Source organism: Streptomyces sp. NPDC051172, assembly GCF_040682555.1.
Classification (GTDB): Bacteria; Actinomycetota; Actinomycetes; order Streptomycetales; family Streptomycetaceae; genus Streptomyces.
In genome coordinates this window covers 79,401-97,979 of the sequence record NZ_JBFBBE010000002.1, presented here as the reverse complement: position 1 = coordinate 97,979, position 18,579 = coordinate 79,401, and the positions used below count along the sequence as shown (strand labels likewise).

Sequence of the window (18,579 nt, the reverse complement as noted above, 5' to 3'; positions counted from 1 at the left end):
GTCCGCGCGCTGCGCCGGGGCCGACGTCATGGGGTGTCGGCCCCGGCCTGTTCGTCTACGAGGGTTCGCACGCGGGGCAGTTGAGCGGGACGCCCAGGCAGGCGTGCAGGACCTGGCCGAGTCGTCGGTCCACGGCCGCGTTCTCAGCGGCTGACTCCTGCGGGTTCCCTGAGGGGACGAGTGCGTACGGCAGGGCCGCGGTGAGTACGGCGAGTGTGACGGAGTCCTGCTCGGCGCCCCGGGGCAGATGACCGGTGACGTGGTCGCTCAACCAGTGCCAGGCCAGTTGGTGCCAGGCCGTGGTCGGGTGGAGCACGGCGGCGTACGTCAGTGCCGGATCGGTCCTTGCCATGGCCCGCACGACCGGGTGGCCGCGCAACAGGCCCGCGGCCCGGACCACCGTGCGCACGGCGAGACAGTTCTCGGACAGCGGCCCCCCGGGCACCTCGCGGGCCCTGTGCAGTACGCGTCGGAGCTCGTGCAGTGTGGCTTCTTCGAGCAACGCCCGGGGGCTGCGCCAGTTCCGGTAGATGAACGGGCGGTTGGTGTCGGCCAGGCGGGCGATGTGCGTCACGCCGACGCGCCGCGGCCCGTGCTCGGCCAGCGCGTCCAGAACCGCGCGGTGAACGGTGACGGTGCTCATTCCCGCGAGTGTGGTGCCGGGGGCGGGGTGGGTGTCCGGGAAATGTGTGTCGGTTTCCCTGAAAGTGTCACAGTTTTTCTTGGGAAGGGGTCCCGCTCAGGCCGTCGGGTACTGCGCGTCGCGGAGAGCCGGGGGCGGCGGCTGGGCGGATGAGCTGGACGCCGTACGATCTCCACGCACTGACCGCGCACTACGGCGCCCCGCCTCGAAAGAGACGGGGCGCCGTGGCTGTCCTGAGGACTACTTCACCGGCTCCGGCTCCGGTGCGCTCTCCGACGCCTCCTCGCCTGCCGGGTCCACCGGGGTCTTGACCGACTCCAGGAGCAGCTGGGCCACGTCCACCACCTGGATCGACTCCTTGGCCTTGCCCTCGTTCTTCTTGCCGTTCACGGAGTCCGTGAGCATGACGAGGCAGAACGGGCAGGCCGTCGAGACGATGTCCGGGTTCAGCGAAAGAGCTTCGTCGACGCGCTCGTTGTTGATGCGCTTGCCGATCCGCTCCTCCATCCACATGCGCGCACCGCCGGCGCCGCAGCAGAAGCCGCGCTCCTTGTGGCGGTGCATCTCCTCGTTGCGCAGGCCCGGGACGTTCGCGATGATCTCGCGCGGCGGCGTGTAGATCTTGTTGTGGCGGCCCAGGTAGCAGGGGTCGTGGTACGTGATGATGCCCTCGACCGGGGTGACCGGGACCAGCTTGCCCTCGTCGACGAGGTGCTGCAGCAGCTGGGTGTGGTGGATGACCTCGTAGTCGCCGCCGAGCTGCGGGTACTCGTTGCCGATCGTGTTCAGGCAGTGCGGGCAGGTCGCGACGATCTTCTTCGCGGACTTCGGCTTGGCGGACTCCGGGACCACCTTGCCGTCGTCGTCGAGCTCCTCGCCGAACGCCATGTTCAGCGCCATGACGTTCTCCATGCCGAGCTCCTGGAACAGGGGCTCGTTGCCCAGGCGGCGGGCGGAGTCACCGGTGCACTTCTCGTCACCGCCCATGATCGCGAACTTGACGCCCGCGATGTGCAGTAGTTCGGCGAACGCCTTGGTGGTCTTCTTGGCACGGTCCTCCAGTGAGCCCGCGCAGCCGACCCAGTACAGGTACTCCACCTCGGTGAGGTCCTCGATGTCCTGGCCGACGACCGGGACCTCGAACTCGACCTCCTTGAGCCACTCCAGGCGCTGCTTCTTCGCCAGGCCCCAGGGGTTGCCCTTCTTCTCCAGGTTCTTGAGCATCGTGCCCGCCTCGGACGGGAACGCGGACTCGATCATCACCTGGTAGCGGCGCATGTCGACGATGTGGTCGATGTGCTCGATGTCCACCGGGCACTGCTCGACGCAGGCGCCGCAGGTGGTGCAGGACCACAGGACGTCCGGGTCGATGACGCCGTTCTCCTCGGCGGTGCCGATCAGCGGGCGCTCGGCCTCGGCGAGAGCCGCGGCCGGGACGTCCTTGAGCTGCTCCTCGGACGCCTTCTCCTCGCCCTCCATGGACTTGCCGCCACCCGCGAGCAGGTAGGGCGCCTTGGCATGCGCGTGGTCGCGCAGGGACATGATCAGGAGCTTGGGGGAGAGGGGCTTGCCCGTGTTCCAGGCGGGGCACTGCGACTGGCAGCGGCCGCACTCGGTGCAGGTGGAGAAGTCCAGCAGGCCCTTCCAGGAGAACTGCTCGACCTGGGAGACGCCGAAGACGTCGTCGTCACCGGGGTCGGTGAAGTCGATCGGCTTGCCGCCCGAGGTCATCGGCTGCAGGGCGCCCAGAGCCGTCGAGCCGTCCGCGTTGCGCTTGAACCAGATGTTCGGGAAGGCCAGGAAGCGATGCCAGGCCACACCCATGTTGGTGTTCAGCGAGACCACGATCATCCAGATGAACGAGGTGCTGATCTTGATCATCGCGACCAGGTAGATCAGGTTCTGCAGCGCGGAGACCGAGAGCCCCTTGAAGGCCACCACCAGCGGGTACGACGCGAAGTACGAGGCGTCGTAGCCGTCCACGTGATGGATCGCGCCCTCCAGGCCGCGCAGCACGTAGATCGCGAGGCCGATGGTGAGGATGACGTACTCGACGAAGTACGCCTGACCCGACTTGGAGCCCGCGAAGCGGGACTTGCGGCCGGGGCGGGAGGGCAGGTTCAGCAGGCGGATCGTCATCAGTACGACGATGCCGAGGACCGTCATCACGCCGATGAACTCGGTGTACATCTCCAGCGGCAGCCAGTCGCCGACGATGGGCAGTGTCCAGTCGGCCTGGAAGAGCTGGCCGAAGGCCTGCGCCAGGGTCGGCGGCAGCGTCAGGAAGCCGACCGCCACGAACCAGTGGGCGAAGCCCACGATGCCCCAGCGGTTCATCCGCGTGTGGCCGAGGAACTCCCTGACAAGGGTCACGCTGCGCGCGTACGGGTTGTCGGTCCGGGTGCCGGCGGGCACCCGCTGGCCCAGTTTGAAGTACCGGACGAACTGACCGATGGCGCGTGCGAGCAGCGCAACGCCGACCACGGTCAGCACCAGCGACACGATGATCGCGGCGAGTTGCATTTGGGGGCTCCTCGGGACTGCGAGGGTCATTACTAAGCGGTAACTTATGTAGTCCGATCGAGACTACCCCCATCCTCCGTCGCACTGTAACCGGGCGGGCGGTGATCTGTGTCGCTGAGGGTTGCCTTAAGGCTGCGACCAGGCCTGCGACGATGCGATCGTGTTATTCATGCCAAATTGGTACATTTGCGCCTAACTTAGACCCGTGCTATACGGGATCGCCGCCGCCACCACCGCCCTGCTGCTCGCCGCCGTGCTCACCGCACTGCTGCGGGTGCCCGCACTGCGCCTCGGCGTCGTCGAGCGGAGACGGCAGCGGCAGCGGCCCGTGCCGCTGCTCGGCGGTCTGGCCGTGGTGCTCGCCACCTGCGCGGTGGCGGTGGCCATGGACCGGACCGGCGTCGCGCCCCTCGGTGCCGGGGTGGGGCGCCTGCTGGTCGCGGGCGGCGCCGTCGCCGCGCTCGGGCTCGTCGCGGACGTGGGGCGGGTCAAGGCGCGGGTCCTCGTCGCCGGTACGGCCGTGGCCGCGGCCAGTGTGGTGCCGTACGAGGAGACCGGAGTGCCGGCCGGGCTGCTCGCCGTCGGCTGGATCGTCTTCGTCGCCATCGGGTTCAAGGCGCTCGACCACGCGGATGCTCTCGCGGGGACCGTCGGGGTGCTGACCGCCTTCGGGGTCGGGGCCTGTGCGGCGGCCGAGCTGATGGACGGGCTCGCGGTGCTGCTGAGCGTGCTGGCCGCCGCGCTGACCGGGTTCCTCATGCACAACTGGCCGCCCGCGCGCATGGGGCTCGGCGCGTGCGGGTCGCTGTTCACGGGGTTCCTGCTCGCCGCGTCGGCCGTGTTCACCCGGGCGGGCTATGCGCTCGCCCCCAGTGCGGGAGTGCTGTTCTCGCTCACCGCCCTGGCGAGTGCGGACGTACTCCTCGTGGTCCTGTCGCGGCGGCTGGCCGGGCGGCCGTTGCTGCGCGGCGGACCCGACCATGTCGCCCACCGGCTGCGGCGGTTGGGGCTGACTCCACAGGGGGCGACCGTGCTGCCCGGAATCGGCGCCTTCGCCGGGGTGTTCGTCGGGGTGCTCATGCACATCGGGTGGACCGCCCTGTCCGGCGTCTACTGGGTTGGAGCGGTGGCACTCGTCGTCGTACTCATGCTCCTTCGGGTGCCTGTCTACGGTCTCCGACGGTCCGTGCCCACACAATCGACGCAGGTCAGCGGCCCATTGCGTGTAAGGAACGGATAAGAGTTGAGTCGGTCCGACTCAGGTCTGTTGACCCATCGCCGGGTGTCGTGCACACTTGAGTCCGTTCCACTCAAGTCAGCTGGAGGAATTCACCATGGCACGTGCGGTCGGCATCGACCTGGGCACGACTAACTCCGTCGTCAGCGTTCTGGAGGGCGGCGAGCCCACCGTCATCACCAACGCCGAGGGTGCCAGGACCACGCCGTCCGTCGTCGCCTTCGCGAAGAACGGTGAGGTGCTCGTCGGCGAGGTCGCCAAGCGCCAGGCGGTCACGAACGTGGACCGGACCATCCGTTCCGTGAAGCGCCACATGGGCACGGACTGGAAGATCGAGCTCGACGGGAAGCCCTTCAACCCGCAGCAGATCTCCGCGTTCATCCTGCAGAAGCTGAAGCGGGACGCCGAGGCCTACCTGGGCGAGAAGGTGACCGACGCGGTCATCACCGTCCCGGCCTACTTCAACGACTCCGAGCGTCAGGCGACGAAGGAGGCCGGCGAGATCGCCGGCCTGAACGTCCTGCGCATCGTGAACGAGCCGACCGCGGCGGCGCTCGCGTACGGCCTCGACAAGGACGACCAGACGATCCTCGTCTTCGACCTCGGTGGCGGCACCTTCGACGTGTCCCTGCTGGAGATCGGTGACGGCGTCGTCGAGGTGAAGGCCACCAACGGCGACAACCACCTCGGTGGTGACGACTGGGACCAGCGCATCGTCGACTACCTGGTCAAGCAGTTCGCCGGCGGTCACGGCGTGGACCTCGGCAAGGACAAGATGGCCCTGCAGCGTCTGCGTGAGGCTGCCGAGAAGGCCAAGATCGAGCTGTCCTCGTCCACCGAGACCTCGATCAACCTGCCCTACATCACCGCGTCCGCCGAGGGCCCGCTGCACCTGGACGAGAAGCTCACCCGGGCTCAGTTCCAGCAGCTGACGGCCGACCTGCTGGAGCGCTGCAAGACGCCGTTCCACAACGTCATCAAGGACGCGGGCATCTCCATCAACGAGATCGACCACGTCGTCCTCGTCGGCGGTTCCACCCGTATGCCCGCCGTCGCCGAGCTCGTTCGCGAGCTGACCGGCGGCAAGGACGCCAACAAGGGCGTCAACCCGGACGAGGTCGTCGCCATCGGCGCCGCCCTGCAGGCCGGTGTCCTCAAGGGTGAGGTCAAGGACGTCCTGCTCCTCGACGTGACCCCGCTGTCCCTCGGCATCGAGACCAAGGGCGGCATCATGACCAAGCTCATCGAGCGGAACACGACGATCCCGACCAAGCGGTCCGAGATCTTCACCACCGCCGAGGACAACCAGCCGTCCGTGCAGATCCAGGTCTACCAGGGCGAGCGCGAGATCGCGGCGTACAACAAGAAGCTCGGGATGTTCGAGCTGACCGGTCTGCCGCCGGCCCCGCGCGGTGTCCCGCAGATCGAGGTCGCCTTCGACATCGACGCCAACGGCATCATGCACGTGACCGCGAAGGACCTGGGCACGGGCAAGGAGCAGAAGATGACCGTCACCGGCGGCTCCTCGCTGCCGAAGGACGAGGTCGACCGGATGCGCCAGGAGGCCGAGAAGTACGCGGAGGAGGACCACGCCCGCCGCGAGGCCGCCGAGACCCGCAACCAGGGCGAGCAGCTGGTCTACCAGACGGAGAAGTTCCTCAAGGACAACGAGGACAAGGTCCCCGGCGAGATCAAGACCGAGGTCGAGGCGTCCGTCGAGGAGCTGAAGACCGCGCTCAAGGGCGAGGACACCGCCGAGATCCGCACCGCCACCGAGAAGGTCGCGGCCGTCTCGCAGAAGCTGGGCCAGGCCATGTACGCCGACGCCCAGGCCTCGCAGGCCGCCGCCGGCGGCGCCGCGGGTGCCGAGGCCCCGAAGGCCGACGACGACGTGGTGGACGCCGAGATCGTGGACGACGAGCGCAAGGACGGTGCCGCGTGACGGAGGAGACCCCGGGCTTCGACGAGAAGCCCGACGTCCCCTCCGGCGCCACCCCCGACGACGCCGAGCCGCAGGCCGCCTCCCCCTCCTCGGGGGAGGGGGCGGCCCCGGCCGGGGACGCAAGTGCACAGATCGCCGGTCTGACGGCCCAGCTGGACCAGGTGCGCAAGGCGCTCGAGGAGCGCACGGCGGACCTCCAGCGGCTCCAGGCCGAGTTCCAGAACTACCGCCGCCGGGTGGAGCGGGACCGGATCACGGTCAAGGAGATCGCCATCGCGAACCTCCTGACCGAGCTCCTGCCCGTGCTCGACGACATCGGCCGCGCCCGGGACCACGGCGAACTCGTCGGCGGATTCAAGTCCGTCGCGGAGTCGCTGGAGACCGTCGCGGCGAAGATGGGGCTGCAGCAGTTCGGCAAGGAGGGCGAGCCCTTCGACCCGACGATCCACGAGGCCCTGATGCACTCGTACGCGCCGGACGTCACGGAGACGACGTGCGTGGCGATTCTGCAGCCCGGGTATCGCTTCGGCGAGCGCACCATCCGCCCCGCGCGGGTGGCCGTCGCCGAGCCCCAGCCGGGGGCGCAGACCGTCAAGGCGGACTCCCAGGACTCCGCGGAGACGGCCGACGACAAGGAGAGCGGTGGCCCGGACGAGGGCTGAGCTCGGACCGGTCGCAGCACCGACCGCTGTATCGATGAGAGAGGAGGGGCGTCGGGGATGAGCACCAAGGACTTCATCGAGAAGGACTACTACAAGGTCCTCGGCGTCCCCAAGGACGCCACCGAGGCCGAGATCAAGAAGGCCTACCGGAAGCTCGCCCGCGAGAACCACCCGGACGCCAACAAGGGCAACGCCAAGGCCGAGGAGCGCTTCAAGGAGATCTCCGAGGCGAACGACATACTCGGCGACCCCAAGAAGCGCAAGGAGTACGACGAGGCACGCGCCCTCTTCGGCAACGGCGGCTTCCGCCCCGGGCCGGGCGGCGCAGGCGGCTCCTTCAACTTCGACCTGGGCGACCTCTTCGGAGGCGGCGCCCAGGGCGGGGGTTCCGGAGGCTTCGGCGGCGGAATCGGTGACGTCTTCGGGGGCCTGTTCAACCGGGGCGGCTCCGGTACGACCCGGGTGCAGCCCAGGCGCGGCCAGGACATCGACACCGAGGTCAGCCTCAGCTTCACCGAGGCGATCGAGGGGGCGACGGTCCCGCTGCGCATGTCCTCGCAGGCACCGTGCAAGGCCTGTTCGGGCACCGGCGACGCGAACGGCAACCCGCGGGTGTGCCCGACGTGCGTCGGCACCGGACAGGTCGCGCGGGGCTCCGGCGGCGGCTTCTCGCTCACCGACCCCTGCCCGGACTGCAAGGGCCGCGGCCTGATCGCGGAGAACCCCTGCGAGGTCTGCAAGGGCTCCGGACGCGCCAAGTCCTCGCGCACCATGCAGGTCCGCATCCCCGCCGGGGTGTCGGACAGCCAGCGCATCCGCCTGCGCGGCAAGGGCGCACCGGGCGAGCGCGGCGGTCCGGCGGGCGACCTGTACGTCACGGTGCATGTCGACGCGCACCCCGTGTTCGGCCGCAAGGGCGACAACCTCACCGTCACCATCCCGGTGACGTTCGCGGAGGCGGCGCTCGGCGGCGAGGTCAGGGTCCCCACCCTGGGCGGCCCGCCCGTCACCCTGAAGCTGCCTCCGGGCACGCCCAACGGCCGCACCATGCGCGCCCGCGGCAAGGGCGCGGTCCGCAAGGACGGCACCCGCGGCGACCTACTGGTCACCGTCGAGGTGAGTGTCCCGGCGGACCTGACGGGGAAGGCTCGTGACGCACTCGAGGCGTATCGCGAGGCGACCGCGGGCGAGGACCCGCGGGCGGAGCTGTTCAAGGCCGCGAAGGGAGCATGACCACGATGGACGGCCGTCGACGCAACCCGTACGAGCTGACCGAGGAAACCCCGGTCTACGTCATCTCGGTGGCGGCCCAGCTCTCCGGCCTGCACCCGCAGACCCTGCGCCAGTACGACCGCCTCGGCCTGGTCTCGCCCGACCGCACTCCCGGCCGCGGCCGCCGCTACTCGGCCCGTGACATCGAACTGCTGCGCACCGTCCAGCAGTTGTCGCAGGACGAGGGCATCAACCTGGCGGGCATCAAGCGGATCATCGAACTGGAGAACCAGGTCGCCGCGCTGCAGCAGCGCGTCGCCGAACTCCAGGCGGCGGTCGAGGGCGCGGCGGCGGCGATGCAGCAGCGCGAGGCGGCGGTGCACGCGTCGTACCGCCGCGATCTGGTCCCGTACCAGGAGGTGCAGCAGACCAGCGCGCTGGTGGTGTGGCGGCCGAAGCGGCAGCAGGACTGACGTACGTGTGACGAAGGGGCCCGGAGGCTGAACCTCCGGGCCCCTTCCGTATGCCGGCGTCCGGTGCGGTGGTCTGGCCGGGACTGTTCGGTCTCCTGGCCGAGAGGGGAACGGCCGTTTCAGGCTGCCGTGATCACGACTCGTGGGGAATCGGGTTGGTTGTACGGATCTTTGCCTGCCGATTGCCTGCGGTTGCATGGAGAGTCCGTAAAGAACCTTTGGAGGCGTTTCCGTCATGCCTTTACATGGTCGGCGGAGTGTTGCGTTGCGCACTCGTTAAGTAGTTGCGCTTGACGCCCGGGGGCCGCTCCGCGTTGGCTTTTCAGTCACCTGGGTTGCAAGTTGCGCCCGCGTCCGAAAGACACCAGAAGTGAGCTCCTCCATGCGTTCCACGCGTCGTACCGCCATCGCCGTGGCAGCGTCCACGATGACTCTGTCGCTCTCCTCCTGCGGCGTGCTGAACGTGTCGGGGGACAGCAGCTCGGCGAGCCCCACGAAGGGCAACGACGTCACCGTGGGGCTGCTGCTGCCGGAGACGGCCAACACCCGGTACGAGGAATTCGACTACCCCATCATCAAGAAGCAGGTCGCCTCGCTCACCAAGCAGCAGGGCAAGGTCGACTACCAGAACGCCGGCCAGAACGCGGCCAAGCAGGCGGCCCAGATGCAGAAGATGATCGACGACAAGGTCGACATCATCCTGCTGGACGCCGTGGACTCGCACGCCATCGCCGGTGAGGTGAAGAAGGCGAAGGACGCCGGTATCCCGGTCATCGCCTACGACCGGCTGGCCGAGGGCCCGATCGACGCGTACATCTCCTTCGACAACGAACTCGTCGGCGAGGTCCAGGGCCGCACCCTGCTGGAGGCGCTGGGCAGCAACGCCGACACCTCCGAGAAGATCGTCATGATGAACGGCTCGCCCACCGACCCGAACGCCAAGCAGTTCAAGGCGGGCGCACTGTCCGAGCTCAACGGCAAGGTGACGATCGCCAAGTCGTACGACACCAAGGACTGGGACCCGAAGAACGCCCAGGCCAACATGAAGGCGGCCATCGAGGCGATCGGCAAGAACAACATCGCCGCCGTCTACTCCGCCAACGACGGCATGGCGGGCGGCATCGTCACGGCCCTGGAGAACGCCGGCGTCACGAAGCTGCCGCCGCTCACCGGGCAGGACGCGCAGCTGGAGGCCGTGCAGCGGATCGTCTCGGGCGAGCAGTACATGAGCGTGTACAAGTCGTACCCGCAGGAGGCCGCCGCGGCCGCGCAGATGGCGGTGGCCAAGGTGCAGGGCAAGGAGATCGAGTTCGACGCCCTCACCCAGGACACCGTCGACAGCCCCACCAACAAGGGCATCCCCGCGCAGCTCGTCACCGTGACCGCGCTGACGAGGAAGAACATCAAGTCGACGGTCGTCGCGGACGGCATCTACAAGATCTCGCAGATCTGCACGTCGAAGTACTCGTCGGAGTGCTCGGCGATCGGCCTCAGGTAGCAGTCCTCAGGCCACCGGTACCGGCCGTCCGCCGGCCAGTACCGGCACCGCCCGCCTCGCCCGGCCCACCTCCCGCAGGTCGAGGTCCACGCAGGTGAAGTCCGGTGCCGGGCCCAGCCGGGCGCGGACCTCGCCGAGCGGTGAGACGACCAGGCTGTCGCCGACGCCCGTGGGCGCCGCACCACCGTCCTCGGTCTCGCCCGGACCGGCCTGGTCGCAGCCGACCACGAAGCTCGTGGAGTCCCGCGCCCGGGCGCGGGCCGGCAGGGTCCACTGGTCGAGCCTGCCCGGGCTATGGACACGGCCGCGCCCGCAAACTCTGCCCGCCCGGGGTCGTCATCCGTCACTTCGCCGAGAACCCGCCGCGCTACGCCGTCTCCTTCGCCCGCCGCACGGACGACCCGAACCCGGGCCGGCCAGGTTCGCGTCGTACGTACGGCAGGCGCCCCGATAGCGGCACGGCAGGGGTTCACCCCACCCGCGTGAACACCACCGACACGTCCGGCGGTCCGCCCGCCACACCCCGGTAGATGCCCTTGTGCGGGGTGACGTCGTCGTAGTCGCGGCCGCGGGCCACCACGACATGGGACTCGTCGGCGCGGGTGCGGTTGGTCGGGTCGTAGCCGCACCAGTCACCCGCCCAGTACTCGATCCAGGCGTGGCTCTGCCCGGCGACGGGCCGGTGCAGTTCGGCCTGCCGCTCCGGGTGCAGATAGCCGGAGACGTAACGGGCCGGCAGCCCCACGCCCCGCAGCAGCGCGACGGTGAGATGGGTGATGTCCTGACAGACGCCCGCGCCCTGCTCCCAGGCCTCCGCGGGCGAGGTGTTCACGCTGGTGGCGCCCGGCAGGTACGACACCCGGTCGGCGACCAGGGCGGAGACCGCGACCGCCGTCCCGTGCGCATCGAGCCCGGCCGCCGCCTTCCGCGCCTTCTTCACGAGCTTCGCCGGGACCGTCGTACGGCCGGTCGGGCTCGCGAACTCCAACAGCCGGGAGGTCGCGATGCGTTCGGCCACCTCGGCCCAGGTGGGCGCGGGCGGCAGCGCCTCCGGCGGGGACGTCTCGACCAGGCTGGAGGCGGTGATGGTGAGGTCGCCGTGCGGGTCCATCAGGTCGAAGCCGGTGACCTGGGTGCCCCAGTAGTCCCAGTACGACCAGGTGGGGGCGGTGGGGTTGACGGTGACCCGCGCGTCCAGGGTGGTCTGGCCCGGCAGTGTCAGCGGGGTCATGCGGACCTCGTTGTGCGAGGAGGCCGCGGGCTGGGCGTAGGAGACCCGGGTGGTGTGCTCGATACGGAGGCGGCGTACGCGTTCGGCGGTCATCTCACGCTCCTTCCTGGGCCCACTCGATGGGCCCCTGGTACGGGAAGAACCGCTCGGCCACCGCGTCCGCGGACGCCATGCAGGCCTGCTGCAGGTCGCTCAGCAGCGCGGGCAGCTGGTTCTCCAGAGCGTGTGTGTCCAGATATTCGAGGCGGGTGCGGAGCCGGCCGATGGGGCGGCGCGCGGGGTCCTGGCGGGGGCGGCCGAGCGCCGTCAGGCACTCCTCCGCGGTCGTGAGCGCATGCAGCGCGGAGCGCGGGAAGTCCCGGTCCAGGAGCAGGAATTCGGCCACGCGCGGGGTGTCGCCGAAACCGCTGTAGACACGGGCATACGCCTCGTCGGCGCCCGAAGCGCTCAGCAGCGTCGGCCAGTCGGGCGCGTGCACGGCGTCCAGTACGCGCACCGAGAGCAGCCGTACCGTCATGTCCACCCGCTCCAGGCTGCGCCCCAGCACCACGAATCGCCAGCTGTCGTCCCGGCTCATGGTCGAGTCGGCGAGCCCGAAGAAGAGCGCGGCCCGGCGGCGCACCAGCTCCAGATAGGCGTACGGGCCGGTACGGCGGGCCGCCATCCGCTGGTCGGCCAGCGCGTGCCAGGTGGAGTTGAGGCACTCCCACATCTCGGAGGAGATGGCCTCACGGGCGCTGCGTGCGTTCAGCCGGGCGGCGCCGATCGCCCCCTCGATGGAGCCGGTCGAGCGGGCGTCGAAGGCCAGCTGGTCCAGGACCTGCTGCATGTCGCAGGCCCCGGCTCCCGCGTCCATGCCGAGGATCGCGTACAGCGACCGGCAGGCCGCGTCCTCGTCGCGCCAGGGGTCCTCCAGCAGCCGGTGCAGATACGCGTCGAGGATGCGGCCCGTGGCGTCGGCGCGCTCGACGTAGCGGCCGGTCCAGGTCAGGGCCTCGGCTATCCGGGACAGGATCACGTCGTTCACTGCTGCTGGGCCCCTTCCTGTACGACGGCACGGGTGCCGTCGGGTCCGAGCCGGCGCGGGGCGACGGAGGGCAGCACGGCGGCCGGTTCGGGCACCGGCTGCTCGGCGGGGCCCTCCGCGAGCACCCAGGTGTCCTTGGAGCCGCCGCCCTGGCTGGAGTTGACGATCAGGTTGCCCTCCTGGAGGGCGACACGGGTCAGCCCGCCGGGAAGCACCCAGACATCGTTGCCGTCGTTCACCGCGAACGGCCTGAGGTCGATGTGACGGGGCGCCATGCGCTCGCCCGCGAGGGTGGGGGAGGTGGACAGGGCGACGGGCCGCTGGGCGATGAAGCCGCGCGGGTCGGCGGTGACGGCTTTGCGAGTGCGTTCGAGGGTGTCCTTGTCGGCCTTGGGGCCGATCACGATGCCCTGCCCTCCGGCGCCGTCGACGGGCTTGATGACCAGCTGGTCGATCTGGTCGAGAACCGCCTCCAACTGCCCCGGCTCGTCGGGCCGGTAGGACTCGACATTGGGAAGTATCGGTTCTTCGGAGAGGTAGTAGCGGATGAGATCCGGGACGTAGGTGTAGAGCAGCTTGTCGTCGGCGATCCCGTTGCCCACGGAGTTCGCAAGTGTGACGTTGCCCGCCATGGCGGCGCCCATGATGCCGGGGCAGCCGATCACCGAGTCGGGCCGGAAGTGGAGCGGGTCGAGGAAGTCGTCGTCCAGACGCCGGTATACGACATGGACGGGCACCTCGCCGCGCGTGGTCCGCATCCACACGCGGTTGCTGCGGCACACCAGATCGTGCCCCTCGACCAGCTGCACGCCCATCAGCCGGGCGAGCAGGGCGTGTTCGAAGTAGGCGGCGTTGCTCGGGCCCGGGGTGAGGACGACGACCCGTGGGTCCTGCACACCGTCGGGCGCTGCGGCGCGCAGGGCGGCGAGCAGCCGGTGGCAGTAGCCGTCGACGGGCAGGACGTGCTGTTCGGCGAAGAGGGACGGGAAGATCCGGGTCATGGCCCGGCGGTTCTCGATGACGTAACTGACCCCGCTGGGCACCCGTACGTTGTCCTCGAGCACCCGGAAGTCCCCGGCCTCGTCGCGTACGAGGTCGATGCCCGCGACATGGATGCGGACGCCGCCCGGTGGCTCGACGCCCTGTGCCGCCCGGTGGAAGTGCGGGGAGTTGAGCAGCAGCCGCCAGGGCACGACGCCGTCCTCGAAGGCGCGGGCGTGTCCGTAGGCGTCGGCGAGATAGGCCTCAAGGGCCCTGACTCTCTGGCTCACCCCGCGTTGTATGAGATCCCATTCGAGGGCGTCGAGGATGCGCGGCACCAGGTCGAGCGGCCAGGGCCGCTCCTCGCCCGCGAAGGCGTAGGTCACGCCGCGGTCCGTGAAGGCTCTGGCCATCTGGTCGGCCCGGAACCTGAGTTCACTCGGCTCGATGGGCTGTAGCGCTGCCAGCACCGGCTCGTAGGCGGTCCTGACCTCACCCGGCCGCTCAAACATCTCGTCCCACGCGTCGGCCAACGCGTACGCGTCAAATATGTCCGCCATGAGGGGACGTTAGAGGCGGGGTGTAACGAGGTGATCACTGGCGCATTTCCGCGAGCTTGCGCGGGCAGTCGTTCCGCGGGTGTGCCCGTGTCCCTCAGTGCGCAGCACCGTCAGGTTGTTGCAAGCCGCCCGGCGGAGGGCCGGAAATAGCCGGACGTATGGGGGGTTTTGGCCGCTCGCTTCGGGCCGAGCCGTGTTGCGGAGCTGGTCCGGGCCGCGCATAGTTGCGCTGCGACAGACGGTGGAACCGGGGGTGGGATGGGCGATGGCCGGGCACGGGACGGATGAGCATCCGCACGGTGCCGACCGGCTGTGCGATGCCGGGGACCGCGTGTACTCCCGGGCCGTACGGCGGGGCCGGGTGACGCGCCGGGACGCCGAACCGGTGCCGTGCCTGCTGGAGCTTGCCCTGCTGCACCCGGACCCCGACGACATGGACTGGCTGGTCCCGACGTCCCCGCAGGAGGTCATGACCAGACTGCTGCGCGGGGTGTACGACGAGGTCAGCGCGAGCCAGCGGCGGGTGGGCGCGGCGGTCGCCGCCGTTGAGCGGTACGCGGGCCTCGGCCCCGCCACGCAGGCGGGCCCGGGCGTCGGGGAGGGCGCCGCGATCCGCGTCCTCGACGGGCTCTCCCGCATCCAGGCCGCCATGGATCAGGCGACGGAGGCCTGCACCACGGAGGTCCTCACCGTCCAGCCCGGCGGCATCCGCCCCGAGCACGAGCTCACCGAGGGCCTGCACCGGGCGCTGGCGCTGCGCGGGCGGGGCGTGCGGATGCGCGACCTGTACACGCATGTGGCCCGGCACGGGCAGGGACTGCTCAACTACCTGGAGCTCATGGGCGGTTCGGTCGAGGCCCGCACCCTTGACGAGGTCATCGACCGGCTGATCCTCTTCGACCGCACGGTGGCGTTCATCCCGGCGAACGCGGACCGCACCCTGGCGCTGGAGCTGCGTCACCCGGCGCTGGTCGAGTACCTGGTCACGGTCTTCGACCGGCTGTGGCGGCTGGCGATCCCGCTGACCGCGCCGCTGCCCGACACCGGCATCGAGGGCATCTCGCACCGGGAGCAGTCGATCGCGGCGCTGCTTGCCGAGGGCCACCAGGACGCGGTGATCGCGGAGCGGCTCGGCATAAGCGTGCGGACGTGCCGGGCACACATCGCACGGTTGTCGGAGACGCTGGGCGCGGCCAGCCGCACCCAACTCGGCGTCCGTATCGCCCAGGTGGGCCTCGACGGGCCCCGCCACCCGGCGGACGTCGCCCCCTCGGTCACCCTTCCCGGTCAAGAATCCCCGACTGCCCGATGAGATAGCCGAGCTGCGCGCGGCTCTCGCTGCCCAGCGTGGCCGCCAGTTTGGCGATGTGCACGCGGGCGGTGCGGATGTTCATGCCGAGGCGGTCGGCGATGACGGCGTCGGTGTGGCCCTCGATCAGGAGGGCGGCGATGGTGCGCTGGCGGGTGGTGATGCCGCCCGGGTCGGCCTTGGTGGCGACCTGGGGGTGCATGGGGGTGGCCAGGTGCCAGAGGCGGTCGAAGATGACGGCGAAGTAGTCGATCAGGACCGGGTGACGCACTTCGAGGGCGAGGGTGCGGTCCGCGTTCGCCGGGATGAAGGCCACCGTGCGGTCGATCACGATGAGGCGCTCAGTGATCTGGTCCAGGGTGCGTGCCTCGGCGTCGCCCTTCAGCTGCTCGTAGCGGGCGGTCACGGCGGGGGAGTGGCGCTGGGTGTGCTGGTAGAGCGTGCGGATGCGGCCTCCGCGGTCGAGCAGGCCCTGGTCGCGGTCGAGGCTCCTGGCCAGGCGGCCGGCGGGGTTGCGGCCGTCGTAGGGCTGGATGGCGAGCAGTTCACGGGTCGCCTCCGCCATGGCCGTGGCGATGGCCTCGTTGATCCGGTCGAGTCCGCTGATGACGCCGATGCCCGGCTGGTCCGTCGCCGCCGTGAGCTGCCCGCCGATGCGCATGAGCGGCTCGAACGTCTCGGCCAGCCGCTGCTCGCGCAGCCGCTCGCCGGCGATGCGGTCCGCCGATGTGCGCAGCAGACGGTGGAGGGCGAGAGCCGGGGCGACGGGCTCCAGGCGGCCGGGGGCGCTGACGGCGGGATACAGCAGGCCGAAGTCGACCAGGCAGGGGGCCGAGTCGGCCTCAGCGGTGCTCACGTGTCCGTCCCGCAGGGCGCGGCCGTACAGCTCCAGGCCCGCTTCGCACAGCTCCTCCGGGCCGTGCCGGTGCGCCTGCGTCGTCACGAGTGACCTCTTCCTCCGGCTTCTTCCGACGGCTTCTTCCGAACGTCCCGAGCGGTGTCAGGGCTCCTGCTTCAGGATCCCCGACTGTGCGATGAGAAAGCCGAGTTGGGCCCGGCTGCCGCTGCCCAGGGCCGTGGCCAGCTTGGCGATGTGGGCGCGGCAGGTGCGGACGTTCATGCCCAGCCGCCGGGCGATCGCCTCGTCGACGTGGCCCTCGACGAGGAGCTTGGCGATGGAGTGCTGGATCTCGGTGATGCCGTCGGGGGCGGTCTCGTAGGGGGCGCCGGCGCTCAGCGGGACCGCACGGTTCCACATGAACTCGAAGACCTTGATCAGATAGCGGACGAGTCCCGGATGGCGCAGTTCGAGAGCGATCTCACCGTCGTCGCGGGTCGGGATGAAGGCCACCGTCTCGTCGCAGATGATCAGCCGCTCGACCAGCTCGTCGATCGTGCGGTACTCCACCTTGCCGTCGGTGAACTGGGCGACGTAGGCGAGCGTCTCCGGGCTGTAGCGAGCCGGGTGCTGGTAGAGGGTCCGGATGCGGCAGCCGCGTTCGATCAGCGGCCGGTCGCGGTTCAGCCCCTGGGCGAGGGTGTGCTCGAGCCGGCGGCGGCTCGGCTGGACGGTGAGCATCTCGGTCCGGCACTGGGCCGTGGCCAGATCGAGCGCCGCGTTGATCCGGTCGAGGCCCTCCAGGACGGTGATCGAGTGCGTGGTCGCCGTCGACTGGGCGCTGAGCGTCATGAACGGCTCGAAAGCGTCTGCGAGTTCGATGGACAGCCGCCTGCGCTGGGTGATCTCGTTCTCGATCGGGTTGAGCCGCTGGGCGAGCGCGACCGAGGGGGGGACCGGGCGCAGCCAGTTCGGGTCGTCGGGATCGGGATGAAGGAGGGCGAATTCCATCAGGCACGGGGCGGGCTCCACATCCGTACGGGCGATGCGTCCCGTCCGGAGAGCGCTCCCGTAGAGGCGGCGTCCGTCCTCGCACAGGTCCGTCAGTCCATGAGGATGTGTCCGCTTAGTCTCATTTATCGCCAAATCTCCACCCCCCAGGGTCCTGAACGTGCAGGAACATGATGCATCGTTTGTGTGGCCATGACGTGCCGGAATGGGCCATCGTCGTATTCGGACGGGGGAGAGGTGACCTTCAAATGAGGACGAAGCCGACTATGCATAAGAGAATGCTTCGCTCGGCGCTTGCCGCCGCCTTCTCCGCCGCCGTGGCCTTCGGAGCACTGGGCGGCCTCTCGGGGGCGAAGGGCGATGCCGCGCAGGACAGCACCTGGAAGACGACGGCCGTGTCTGCCGCCCGTCCCGGCGACAGCACGTGGCTGGTAAGGGCGTCCGATGTTCCGGGTGACAGCACCTGGGGCGCTCCCAGCGACAGCACGTGGGTCGCCGGGTCATGACCACTCCACCCGACGACCGCTCCTTCCGCCGCGAAATGGCCACGGCCTACCGCTCCGGCTGGCACTTCATCGACCTTGTCACCGCGATCCCCCACTCCGGTGACTCGCTGATGGTGACCGTCTTCGGTGAGCCGGTCGTCGTCACGCGCGACGAGGACGAGGACGTACGGGCGTACCGGTGTCTGCGGCGGCCTCGGGGGGCGCCGCAGCCTGTGCGATGTGCCATTCGGTACGGAATGATCTTTGTGAACCTCGACCAACGAGACCACCGGCTGGTGGAACCGGAAACCCCCCAAGTTCGGACCATCTCAGCCACCCCCCGCAGTGCCTGACGCGAATCCCCCGTCGTAACAGTTCGCTCAGGCGCTTCCCCCCGCAGCGGCGTCACCGTGACCTGAACACGGTGACGCCGCTGCAGTTTTGCGGGACATTTCCGGGTATCGGCATATTCGGCCGCCGCCGGGTACTGGCTGAAAACAGTCCCTGGTGCCACGATCGCCTCAGCCGTCATACGAGGCCCATCGCCCGCGTCAGCTCGATCTCGATCACCACACGTGACGGGTTCGGCCCGGGCGTGCGCCGGTAGCGCTCGGCGTACCGCCGCACCGCCTCCGCGACCCGCTCCGGCTCGGTCCGTACGACGGCCAGGCCCTCCAGCGTCGCCCAGCGCCGGCCGTCCACCTGGCACACCGCGACCCGAGCGCCTCCGTCGCCGGCGGTCAGCACGTTCAGCACCTTGGCGCTCGTCCGGTTGGTGATCACCCGAGCGAGGCCGGCGCCGGGGTCGTAGGTGACCCCGACGGGCACCACATGCGGGCTGCCGTCCGGGCGCGGCGTGGTCAGCGTGCACAGATGCCGTTCCCGCCAGAAGTCGAGGTACGCGGCGTCGGGGGCACCCGGGTCCTGCGAATAGGTCGCCATGGGTC

At 69.7% G+C, this 18,579-nt stretch carries 18 protein-coding genes; 9 read left to right on the top strand and 9 right to left on the bottom strand.

Going from position 1 to position 18,579, the window contains the following annotated elements:
• Positions 1–55: 55 nt before the first annotated feature.
• Positions 56–643 carry a TetR/AcrR family transcriptional regulator gene (locus AB0N07_RS01675; protein ID WP_365830963.1) on the bottom strand — a complete coding sequence of 196 codons (588 nt, stop codon included), beginning with the start codon at positions 641–643 and terminating at the stop codon, positions 56–58.
• 240 nt (positions 644–883) lie between these two features.
• Complete coding sequence (locus AB0N07_RS01670; RefSeq protein ID WP_365830961.1) at positions 884–3,166, bottom strand: (Fe-S)-binding protein; 2,283 nt, start codon at positions 3,164–3,166, stop codon at positions 884–886.
• 205 nt (positions 3,167–3,371) lie between these two features.
• Between AB0N07_RS01670 and AB0N07_RS01665 the strand changes: the two genes are divergently transcribed.
• From AB0N07_RS01665 to AB0N07_RS01640, 6 genes are all read left to right on the top strand, one after another.
• Positions 3,372–4,406 carry an MraY family glycosyltransferase gene (locus AB0N07_RS01665; RefSeq protein ID WP_365830959.1) on the top strand — a complete coding sequence of 345 codons (1,035 nt, stop codon included), beginning with the start codon at positions 3,372–3,374 and terminating at the stop codon, positions 4,404–4,406.
• 94 nt (positions 4,407–4,500) lie between these two features.
• Positions 4,501–6,345 (top strand): molecular chaperone DnaK, encoded by a 1,845-nt coding sequence (gene dnaK / locus AB0N07_RS01660; protein WP_266957944.1) that lies wholly within the window; start codon positions 4,501–4,503, stop codon positions 6,343–6,345.
• The gene (grpE, locus tag AB0N07_RS01655) at positions 6,342–7,007 is read left to right on the top strand and encodes a nucleotide exchange factor GrpE (RefSeq protein WP_365830956.1); all 666 of its coding nucleotides are present in this window, start codon (positions 6,342–6,344) and stop codon (positions 7,005–7,007) included. Before dnaK ends, grpE begins: the two co-directional genes overlap by 4 nt.
• 57 nt (positions 7,008–7,064) lie before the next feature.
• Positions 7,065–8,240, top strand: coding sequence for a molecular chaperone DnaJ (gene dnaJ, locus AB0N07_RS01650; protein WP_365830954.1), 1,176 nt, complete (start codon positions 7,065–7,067; stop codon positions 8,238–8,240).
• A gap of 5 nt (positions 8,241–8,245) precedes the next feature.
• Positions 8,246–8,692, top strand: a complete 447-nt coding sequence (locus AB0N07_RS01645; RefSeq protein WP_351472885.1) for a helix-turn-helix transcriptional regulator — start codon at positions 8,246–8,248, stop codon at positions 8,690–8,692.
• Between the two features lie 382 nt (positions 8,693–9,074).
• Positions 9,075–10,190 (top strand): substrate-binding domain-containing protein, encoded by a 1,116-nt coding sequence (locus AB0N07_RS01640; RefSeq protein ID WP_365830952.1) that lies wholly within the window; start codon positions 9,075–9,077, stop codon positions 10,188–10,190.
• 6 nt (positions 10,191–10,196) lie between these two features.
• On the opposite strand, the gene AB0N07_RS01635 is transcribed toward AB0N07_RS01640, so the two are convergent.
• The 4 genes from AB0N07_RS01635 to AB0N07_RS01620 form a co-directional block, all read right to left on the bottom strand.
• Positions 10,197–10,457 (bottom strand): hypothetical protein, encoded by a 261-nt coding sequence (locus tag AB0N07_RS01635; protein ID WP_365831166.1) that lies wholly within the window; start codon positions 10,455–10,457, stop codon positions 10,197–10,199.
• Positions 10,458–10,659: 202 nt separating this feature from the next.
• A complete protein-coding gene (locus tag AB0N07_RS01630) occupies positions 10,660–11,514 on the bottom strand; it encodes a transglutaminase family protein (protein ID WP_365830950.1) in 855 nt (284 codons plus the stop codon).
• A 1-nt stretch (position 11,515) separates the two neighbouring features.
• Positions 11,516–12,448: an alpha-E domain-containing protein gene (locus AB0N07_RS01625; RefSeq protein WP_365830948.1), complete on the bottom strand. Its 933-nt coding sequence runs from the start codon at positions 12,446–12,448 to the stop codon at positions 11,516–11,518.
• Entirely contained in the window at positions 12,445–13,989 is a 1,545-nt protein-coding gene (locus tag AB0N07_RS01620; protein ID WP_365830946.1) for a circularly permuted type 2 ATP-grasp protein, read from the bottom strand. Before AB0N07_RS01620 ends, AB0N07_RS01625 begins: the two co-directional genes overlap by 4 nt.
• Before the next feature lie 265 nt (positions 13,990–14,254).
• Between AB0N07_RS01620 and AB0N07_RS01615 the strand changes: the two genes are divergently transcribed.
• Positions 14,255–15,301 carry a LuxR C-terminal-related transcriptional regulator gene (locus tag AB0N07_RS01615; protein ID WP_365830944.1) on the top strand — a complete coding sequence of 349 codons (1,047 nt, stop codon included), beginning with the start codon at positions 14,255–14,257 and terminating at the stop codon, positions 15,299–15,301.
• Here AB0N07_RS01615 and AB0N07_RS01610 read toward each other — a convergent pair.
• Positions 15,264–16,241 carry a helix-turn-helix transcriptional regulator gene (locus AB0N07_RS01610; protein ID WP_365830942.1) on the bottom strand — a complete coding sequence of 326 codons (978 nt, stop codon included), beginning with the start codon at positions 16,239–16,241 and terminating at the stop codon, positions 15,264–15,266. The genes AB0N07_RS01615 and AB0N07_RS01610 overlap by 38 nt on opposite strands.
• A gap of 57 nt (positions 16,242–16,298) precedes the next feature.
• Positions 16,299–17,243 carry a helix-turn-helix transcriptional regulator gene (locus tag AB0N07_RS01605; RefSeq protein WP_365831164.1) on the bottom strand — a complete coding sequence of 315 codons (945 nt, stop codon included), beginning with the start codon at positions 17,241–17,243 and terminating at the stop codon, positions 16,299–16,301.
• A 182-nt stretch (positions 17,244–17,425) separates the two neighbouring features.
• Between AB0N07_RS01605 and AB0N07_RS01600 the strand changes: the two genes are divergently transcribed.
• Entirely contained in the window at positions 17,426–17,653 is a 228-nt protein-coding gene (locus AB0N07_RS01600; protein WP_365830940.1) for a hypothetical protein, read from the top strand.
• Positions 17,650–17,985 carry a hypothetical protein gene (locus AB0N07_RS01595; protein WP_099934290.1) on the top strand — a complete coding sequence of 112 codons (336 nt, stop codon included), beginning with the start codon at positions 17,650–17,652 and terminating at the stop codon, positions 17,983–17,985. Before AB0N07_RS01600 ends, AB0N07_RS01595 begins: the two co-directional genes overlap by 4 nt.
• Positions 17,986–18,160: 175 nt before the next feature.
• Here AB0N07_RS01595 and AB0N07_RS01590 read toward each other — a convergent pair whose 3' ends face one another.
• Positions 18,161–18,574 carry a TIGR03618 family F420-dependent PPOX class oxidoreductase gene (locus tag AB0N07_RS01590; RefSeq protein ID WP_365830937.1) on the bottom strand — a complete coding sequence of 138 codons (414 nt, stop codon included), beginning with the start codon at positions 18,572–18,574 and terminating at the stop codon, positions 18,161–18,163.
• Between the last annotated feature and the right edge of the window lie 5 nt (positions 18,575–18,579).